Origin of the sequence: Trinickia sp. (assembly GCF_035492435.1) — a bacterium.
GTDB lineage: Bacteria > Pseudomonadota > Gammaproteobacteria > Burkholderiales > Burkholderiaceae > Trinickia.
This window is the reverse complement of sequence record NZ_DATJJF010000064.1, coordinates 1-7,751: the sequence shown is the minus strand read 5'-3', so window position 1 is coordinate 7,751 and position 7,751 is coordinate 1. Positions and strand designations below refer to the sequence as shown.

Annotated in this window: 8 protein-coding genes; 6 read left to right on the top strand and 2 right to left on the bottom strand. The window is 62.6% G+C overall.

From position 1 onward, the window contains the following. The 5 genes from VL598_RS05005 to ugpQ all read left to right on the top strand — a co-directional run. Positions 1–1,213: type IV pilus secretin PilQ (locus VL598_RS05005; protein WP_325325588.1), on the top strand; the 1,213-nt coding region annotated here is incomplete at its 5' end. A gap of 197 nt (positions 1,214–1,410) precedes the next feature. Next, entirely contained in the window at positions 1,411–1,917 is a 507-nt protein-coding gene (locus VL598_RS05000) for a shikimate kinase (RefSeq protein ID WP_325325591.1), read from the top strand. After that, the gene (aroB, locus tag VL598_RS04995; RefSeq protein WP_325325587.1) at positions 1,914–2,990 is read left to right on the top strand and encodes a 3-dehydroquinate synthase; all 1,077 of its coding nucleotides are present in this window, start codon (positions 1,914–1,916) and stop codon (positions 2,988–2,990) included. The genes VL598_RS05000 and aroB overlap by 4 nt, the downstream gene beginning before the upstream one ends. 123 nt (positions 2,991–3,113) lie before the next feature. Beyond that, positions 3,114–4,310: a deoxyguanosinetriphosphate triphosphohydrolase gene (locus VL598_RS04990; RefSeq protein WP_325325590.1), complete on the top strand. Its 1,197-nt coding sequence runs from the start codon at positions 3,114–3,116 to the stop codon at positions 4,308–4,310. 59 nt (positions 4,311–4,369) lie between these two features. Continuing rightward, positions 4,370–5,128: a glycerophosphodiester phosphodiesterase gene (gene ugpQ / locus VL598_RS04985; protein WP_325325589.1), complete on the top strand. Its 759-nt coding sequence runs from the start codon at positions 4,370–4,372 to the stop codon at positions 5,126–5,128. Positions 5,129–5,290: 162 nt separating this feature from the next. Here the strand turns inward: ugpQ and VL598_RS04980 are convergent, their stop codons facing one another. Together VL598_RS04980 and VL598_RS04975 are read right to left on the bottom strand one after the other, a co-directional pair. Further along, on the bottom strand, positions 5,291–5,668 hold the full coding sequence (locus VL598_RS04980) for a DUF883 family protein (protein ID WP_325325586.1): 378 nt from the start codon (positions 5,666–5,668) through the stop codon (positions 5,291–5,293). Positions 5,669–5,959: 291 nt separating this feature from the next. Continuing rightward, a complete protein-coding gene (locus VL598_RS04975) occupies positions 5,960–6,682 on the bottom strand; it encodes an OmpW/AlkL family protein (protein ID WP_325325585.1) in 723 nt (240 codons plus the stop codon). 184 nt (positions 6,683–6,866) lie between these two features. Here VL598_RS04975 and VL598_RS04970 point away from each other — a divergent pair, with 184 nt between their 5' ends. After that, on the top strand, positions 6,867–7,574 hold the full coding sequence (locus tag VL598_RS04970) for a transposase (protein ID WP_325325584.1): 708 nt from the start codon (positions 6,867–6,869) through the stop codon (positions 7,572–7,574). Positions 7,575–7,751: the final 177 nt, after the last annotated feature.

The following is a 7,751-nucleotide window of genomic DNA, read 5'->3' as shown; positions in this document are numbered from 1 at the left end:
GTTCCGGCACGCCGAGCTTGCCGACGTCCTTCAAGCGTTTGCGCGATTTACAGGGCTGAACATTGTCGCCAGCGACAAAGTGCGAGGCGCCGTGTCGCTGTACCTCGACCAGGTGCCGTGGCGCACGGCGTTCGATACGCTGCTTGACGTCAACGGTCTCGCGATGTCGCAGCGCGACAATGTCATTTGGGTGGCCCCACTGGCCGAGCTCGCCGCGCGCGAGCGCCAACGCTTTGAGGCGCATGCGCGCGCGGCCGATCTGGAGCCGCTCGCAAGCCGCACGTTTGTTCTACGCTATCCGCACGCCGAGGATGTGCAGCGGCTCTTGACCGCGCCTGGCTCCCAGCGCGTGCTGTCCAAACGCGGTGGCGCAATGGCCGATCCGCGCACGAATCTCTTGTTCGTGACAGACCTCAGCGCCCGGCTTGCCCAGGTGGCCGAGCTCATCGCGGAGATCGACAAGCCGAACCGGCAGGTGCTGATCGAAGCGCGCATTGTGGAGGGCGCGCGCGGGTTTTCGCGTGATCTCGGCGCGCGACTGTTTTTGCGCACGGTGGGTGCAAAGGCCGATGGCAATGGCGCGCCCGCCGATGCAAGGGGGCTGAGCGCAGGCAACGGCGGCCTCGTGCACGATCTTTCAGCGCGTGCGCTGGCCGGCTTCGATGCCGCAAACGTCGGTCTGACGCTCTTTGCAGCGCAGGCGACACGCCTTGTCACGGCGGAGCTTTCCGCGCTGGAGGCCGAGGGCCTCGGCCAAATCGTATCGAGCCCGCGCGTCGTGACGGCCGATCGAGCGAAGGCGACGGTCGAGCAGGGCACGGAGTTGCCTTATCAGGCAAAGGTGCGCAACGGCGTATCGGGTGTGCAGTTTCGCCGTGCGACTCTCAAGCTCGACGTGGAACCGCAGATCACGCCCAACGGGCGCGTCATTCTCGATCTGGAAATCGCCAAGGATAGTGTTGGTGAAGCGACAGCGGCGGGTCCGGCGATCGACACCCGGCGCGTGCGCACGCGCGTCGAGGTGGAGGACGGCGGCACGGTATCGATCGGCGGCATTTATGAAGCTCAGAACCGCAACGATGTGACGCGCGTGCCGCTGTTGGGCAAAATACCGGTTTTGGGCGCACTTTTCCGTCATCGGACCCAGCGCGAGCTATCGAGCGAGCTTGCCGTTTTCATTACGCCACGTGTTGTCGATCTGCCTATTGATTGAAATGCCGATCGGCGAGCGGCTTGGCGCGCCTCGGCAAAGGCGGGGCCAGCGCGTGGATGAGAAGACGGGCTGCCGATTGGCGCACTCGACAAGCCGGCGACTTTGCCAGTAAGCTGCGCCACGAAACTTCTCCGAACATCAGAGGAAATCCGTTGCAAGAGCGGGGCGCAGACACCAACATTTTTTTCGTGGGACTCATGGGGGCGGGCAAGACCACCGTGGGTCGCGCCGTCGCGCGGCGGCTCGCTCGCCCGTTTTTCGACTCCGATCACGAAATCGAGGCGCGCACCGGTGCGCGTATCCCCGTCATCTTCGAAATGGAGGGCGAGTCCGGTTTCCGTGAGCGCGAGGCGCAGGCTATCGCTGAACTGACGGCGCGCCATGCTATCGTCCTGGCGACGGGAGGGGGCGCGGTGTTGCGCCCGGAAAACCGGGACTTTCTTCATACGCGAGGTCTGGTTATCTACCTTCGGGCGAGTCCGCATGATTTGTGGCTGCGTACGCGCAAGGACAAGAACCGGCCCTTGCTTCAGACTGAGGATCCCAAGGCCAAGCTCGAGGCACTGTATGAGCTGCGCGATCCGCTGTATCGCGAGTGCGCGCACTTCGTGGTGGATACGGGGCGGCCTTCCGTCAGCGGATTGGTGAACATGGTCCTCATGCAACTCGAGATGGCCGGCATTACTCGGAAAGCACATTTATGATTACCGTCAGTGTCGATCTAGGCGAACGCAGCTACCCCATTCATATCGGCGCAGATCTGATCGGCCGTACTGAGCTGTTTGCTCCGCATATCGCGGGGTCGGCCGTGACGATCGTGACGAACACGACCGTCGAGCCGCTGTACGGCGAAAAGCTGCGCGCTGCGCTCGCGCCGCTTGGCAAGCAGGTGTCCACTGTCGTGCTTCCAGACGGTGAGGCTCACAAAAACTGGGAAACGCTGAATGGCGTTTTCGATGCATTGCTTGCCGCCCATGCGGATCGCAAGACGACGCTGATCGCACTGGGCGGTGGCGTAATCGGTGATATGACGGGCTTCGCGGCGGCTTGCTACATGCGCGGTGTGCCGTTCATTCAGGTGCCTACAACACTGCTCTCGCAAGTCGATTCGTCGGTGGGCGGCAAAACCGGCATCAACCATCCGCTCGGCAAGAACATGATCGGCGCGTTCTACCAGCCGCTGGCGGTAGTGGCCGATACCGCCGTGCTCAGAACGCTGCCCGAGCGCGAGCTCGCAGCCGGCATCGCCGAAGTGATCAAGACGGCGGCCATCGCCGATGCGCCATTCTTCGATTGGATCGAAGCCAATATCGGTGCGCTCAATGGCTGTGATGGCGAGGCGCTGGCGCATGCGATCAAACGCTGCTGCGAAATCAAGGCGTCGGTCGTTTCGGCCGACGAGCGGGAGGGTGGCTTGCGTGCGATCCTCAATTTTGGGCACACGTTCGGCCATGCGATCGAGGCGGGCCTCGGCTACGGCGAATGGCTGCATGGCGAAGCCGTCGGCTGCGGGATGACCATGGCGGCCGACCTCTCGGTGCGCCTTGGCCATCTCGACGACGCATCACGCAAGCGCCTTGTCAGCATCGTGGCGGCGGCGCGGCTGCCGATTCGTGCGCCCGCGCTTGGCGAGACGCGCTACATCGATCTCATGAAAAGCGACAAAAAGGCCGAGGCGGGCACCGTCAAATTCGTGTTGCTCAAGCGCATCGGCGAACCGTTGATGGACAGCGCGCCTGAGGACGCGTTGCGCGCAACGCTTTCGGCCAGCGTCTAATTGCCTGATCGGTAGCGGCAGGCACAGCCGCAGGCAACGCGATGGCAAGCGTCACGCCAGACGTGGCGCGGCCCAGGTAAAAGGGGGACGAACGTGAAGCAGAGCCCGATGCAGGACGGATCGATGGGCGCGTTGAGCGGCGAGCGGTGCGACGAACCGTCGTCCAGCGCATTGAGCGCGCCGACGGTGGAGATGCTTGAAGCCCATCTCGCGCCCTATGCCGCCCGTTCTTCGAGCTCGCGCGGTCGGCGCTACCCGGAGCCGCCCCCCCTTGCCCGCACTGAGTTCCAGCGCGATCGTGACCGCATTGTCCATTCGACTGCCTTTCGTCGTCTCGAATACAAGACACAGGTCTTTGTTAATCACGAGGGTGACCTCTTCCGGACGCGGCTCACGCATAGTCTGGAAGTGGCGCAGATTGCCCGGTCGGTCGCGCGCAATCTGCGCGTCAACGAAGATCTGGTAGAGGCGATTTCGCTGGCGCACGACCTGGGTCATACGCCGTTCGGCCATGCCGGCCAGGACGCGCTCAACGATTGCATGCGCGATTACGGTGGATTCGAGCACAACCGGCAGAGCCTCGCCGTCGTCGACGAGCTTGAGGCCCATTACGGTGCGTTCGACGGCCTCAATCTGTGCTTCGAGACGCGCGAGGGGATACTCAAGCACTGCTCGCGCGAGACTGCACGCAAGCTCGGCGAACTCGGAGAGCGCTTCTTGTCCGGCAAGCGCCCATCGCTTGAAGCGCAGATCGCAAACATTGCCGACGAGATCGCTTACAACAATCACGATGTCGACGACGGCCTTCGTTCAGGACTGCTGACGATTGAGCAGCTTGCGGGCGTCGAGCTATGGCAGATACAGTTTTGCGAAGCGAAGCGCGTGCACCCACAGCTCGACGGACGCCGGCTCGTGCACGAGACGGTGCGCCGCGTCATCAACACCCTTATCGTTGACCTCATTGATACGACGCGCGCCAATCTCGCCGAATATGCGCCCGATTCGCTCGAGGCCGTGCGCGCTGCTCCGCCGCTCGTGGCGCATAGCGACATCGTCGCGGCCCAAGCAGCCGAGCTGAAGCGTTTTCTTTTCAGGAACCTCTATCGGCATTACCGCGTGATGCGCATGGCCAATAAGGCGCGCCGCGTCATCACGGGCCTCTTCGAGGCTTTTAGCGAAGATCCGAGGCTTTTGCCGCCCGGCTACATCGCCGATGATCCGGCCGTGCAGCCGCGGCTTATCGCCCATTACATCGCGGGCATGACCGATCGCTATGCGCTGAAGGAATACCAACGCCTCTTCCTCATCAGCGAAAACTAGACGGGCCAACAAGCGCAATCAGCAAACGGCAACGAGGGAGCGGCAACGTCGTGACGAACATGGCGAAGACGAACGAGTGGCCCTATCCATGCGTGACGGCGCACCGTGGCGGCGGCGCGCTTGCCCCTGAAAACACGCTGGCGGCGATCGATACCGGCACGCGGCTGGGCCATCGAATGATCGAATTCGATGCTAAGCTTTCGTCCGACGACGTAGTGTTTCTTCTGCACGACGATAAGGTGAATCGGACGTCGAACGGATCTGGTCCGGCCGCCCGCATGACGTACGCGCAAATTGCAGCGCTTGACGCAGGGAGCTGGTATGACGTGCGCTTTGCGGGAGAGCGCATGCCGAGGCTCGATGAGGTCGCCGCACATTGTCTGGCGCACGACGTGGCTGCCAATGTCGAGATCAAGCCATGTCCAGGGCGCGAGGCCGCTACGGGACGCCGTGTGGCCCTCGAGTCGGCTCGGCTCTGGGCAAAAGCGGCAGTGCCCCCGCTTTTGTCGTCTTTTTCTTTCGATGCGCTGTCTGCCGCGCGTGATGCGGCAGCGGCGTTTCCGCGTGGCATGCTGTTCGGCCGCGTTCCGGCGGACTGGCGTGCACTCACCGCGGCGCTCGGATGCGTCTCGCTACATGCCGACCACCGATACCTCAGCGCCCGGCTCGTTGCCGAGATCAAGGCAGCGGGGCTTTTCATCCTCGCGTACACGGTCAACGATCCCGCACGGGCGCGTCTCGTCGCCGAGTGGGGCGTCGACACGATTTGCACCGACCGTATCGATCTGATTGGTGCGGACTTCATCGATCGCGCTTAGCCCTAGCCCTAGCACTTGCATTTCGGATCTTGCGTGATACGGCATGCAACTATGCCGCCATGCATCGTCGTCCGCATCGGGATATCGCGCGCGTCTGAGCCCAGAAGCGTTGAGAGTGACCTTCGGAGCCTAGCGCGGCGGTATCCCTCGGGGGCCTCTTTGTCAGCGGTTGCGCGCCACGATCCAGCCGGCGACGAGCGCCAAGCCGCCGAAGACGGCAACGGCCTCCCACGGGTTTTCCCGCACATAGGTGCTCGCGTCTGCGACAGCCGAGGCGGCACGGGCGCGGAGCGTATCGTGTGCGCCGTCGAGCCTTGCGCGAGCCGCATCGATTCGTTTTCGCATTTGCTCGCGCAGCGTAGCGGCGTCGGATTGTGTGGCGTCGGAGAGGGTTTCGTCGAGCTCCGCGAGCAGCTCGCGGATTTCCTGGCCGATGTCCTCGGCGGCGCTGCGACTGTGGCTGGCCATGCGCCGGGCGTGGCGCCCGGCGCTGTGCCACGTTGTTTCGAGCGCGTCTCGCGTGTTGGGTAAGGCGGTCATAATCGCTCCGTCGGCATCGATGTCACGAGGTGAGAAGGCCGCGTCTGATGCGGCGATCGAAGGTGCGCAAACTCGGTGCCAGACGGCGACAGAGCGGCACCGGCCGTGGGCGCACGTCTGAGCCACTTGTTGCCTGAGCTTTACTGCGGGCCGCCGAAAAGCCGATCGGCGCTCTCGTGTAGCGCAAGCGCAAAGACGTGATTACGGGTTCAATGGAGAGAGTCGATATTACAACGCCGCCCTCATTCGGCGGCGCCCGGTGGTTTCCGGCTTGGGCGACTTCAGCCCAATTTAAAAGGCGTAGCCGATCTTTGCGTAAGTCACGATCGGGTTGAGCCTGATCTTTGCTTGTGTTCGCAGCGTCAAACCAAACGGACCAACGTTAGTCGAAGTGAAGTTCGCGGTCGTGCTGACCGGGATATACGACACGGAAACGCCGGCAAACCAATGTTTGGTGAACGAATAGTTGAAGCCAGCATTGAACACAGGAGCCCAGGAACTGTCCGTCGAAACGCTGGTCGGACCTTTCAGAACTGTCGACTCAAAGGCGCCGTTGGTGAGTTGCGCGTCAGAAAACCAGACGCGCGTGACGCCGAGCCCAACATACGGGCGGAACTTGGCGTCAGCACTTCTGAAGTTCCATTTGAGGAGAAGGGCGGGGCTCCACAGACGGGCGGTGCCGAGCTTGCCGAAGCTCGAGAAACTGCCGGTGCCATTGATGTCGAACTTCGGCGGAACGCCGGCCTCGAATTCAGCCGAGAGATGATCGGTGATGAAGTATCCGAGGCTGAGCGCGAGCGTATCGGCGTTGCCCACACTGGCGCCGGTGTTGGGACTTGACTGGTTAATGGGCGAACTGCCGAGGCTGATTTCCTTCAAAGGATCACTGGAACTTTGAGGCGCGAAATGAAACCACCCCGTTGAAACATAAACCGTTCCGGCCGTTTGCGCCTGCACAGCCGGCGCGCACGCAAGGGCGATTGCGGCCCCCGTGATGGCCTGTTTTAGTTTCATATGTCTTCCTCCATTTAATTGCCCGCCTATTATGAGTAGAAGGTTCGACTCAAACCAAGCTTACCCGCTAGAGCTTTCACCCTAGTGGTGAGGGACTTCGGCTTGGGCCGCGCTCAAGGCCGTTACGGGCCGCGTGGCCTTTTCGTTCCTCGGGTAATTACCAACGTACTAAACGGAAATCAGCATGGCACGGCTAGCACGTCTTTACGTCCCTGAACAGCCGCAGCACGTGATTCTGCGCGGACTCGATCAGCAACCTGCCTTTGTCGACGAGCAGGACTTCGAGCTATTTGTTGACTGCTTGAAGGCCGCTTCGCGCGACCATCGCCTGTCCGTGCATGCCTATGTGCTGATGCCGGGCACGGTACAACTGCTCGTCACGCCAAGCGACGAAGCGAGTTTGCCCAAGGCAATGCAGGCGGTCGGTCGGCGCTACGTCGCACACTTCAATCGCCGTTATGCGCGGCGCGGCACCTTGTGGGAAGGCCGATATCGCGCGACGGTCATCGAGGGTGAGCGGTACTTCCTGCTCGCGAGTCGCGTGATCGAACTCTGCCCCGTACGGGAGCATCTCGTGGGGGCACCGCAAGACTATCGATGGTCAAGCTACCGGCATCACATCGGGCTCGCCGTCGATAGCCTCGTCACCGATCATCCACTCTACTGGTCGCTGGGCAATACACCGTTCGAGCGGCAACGCTCCTACAAGGATTTGTGTGAGCAGCCGCTCGACGAGCGCGAGGCCAATGAGTTGCAGCAGGCGACTCTCAAGGGCTGGGTGCTCGGTGGCGAGTCTTTTCGCGAGTGGGCGGCGAGAGCGGCCAACCGGCGCGTTTCGCCGCTGCCGCGTGGGCGGCCGAAGAAAGTCCGCGAAACGCCGCAAACCCAATAACCCCCCGGCGGCTGGCGCCGAGTCGGGGACGCGCACGTGCCGATGGCCTGACGGGGCCGGCGCGCGGGTGTGGCTGTCGCCCTGTCCGGCAAGCGCTATGCATTCGAGCGCTCCTCGTCGTAGTGGTGCTTTGCTTTCATTGAGATGACTCAATGGCGAGCCGGCCGGTGAGCCTGC